1 protein-coding gene and 1 pseudogene are annotated in these 437 nt (G+C 52.4%); both read right to left on the minus strand.

Annotated features, from left to right (window positions below; all coding sequences use genetic code 11):
- The coding region (locus QP999_RS13360) for an IS3 family transposase (protein ID WP_284848468.1) at window positions 1-180 on the minus strand (180 nt) is incomplete at its 3' end.
- A gap of 59 nt (window positions 181-239) precedes the next feature.
- Window positions 240-437, minus strand: a pseudogene (locus QP999_RS13365) (IS3-like element IS3502 family transposase); the annotation flags it as partial.

Below are 437 nucleotides of genomic sequence, written 5' to 3' on the forward strand. Positions count from 1 at the left end.
AGGAAAGTCCGTATCGTCGTTGAGACTTGCAGCGATGCGTTTAGCACCATAAAGCCCGTGCTCATCATCGAAGATGGCCTTGATTCTCGCCCCAAGAAGAGCATCGGAACACGTCTTTAACCTGCGTTTTTCGCGGGTGTTGACCCATTTGTAGAACGAGGAGCGATTGAGCTTTAACACGTGGCACATCCGCTTGACCGAGTACTCGGTTCGATGGTCATAGACAAACTGGAAGCGGATTACCAGCGTGTCTCTTCGGCAAAATACTTCGCGGCCTTGCGCAAGATATCGCGTTCTTCACGCAGCTTAGAGACTTCTTTTTCTAGCTGGCGGATCCGTTCAGAATCAGTCGTCGCCTTCGCCTTGTCACGCATGGTCTTCGTGCGGGCACGCTTGCCGGTGCCGTACTGCTTAAGCCAGGAATAAAGTGAGGAACG

The sequence above is a fragment of the Corynebacterium sp. MSK004 genome (genome assembly GCF_030232515.1).
Classification (GTDB): Bacteria; Actinomycetota; Actinomycetes; order Mycobacteriales; family Mycobacteriaceae; genus Corynebacterium; species Corynebacterium hesseae.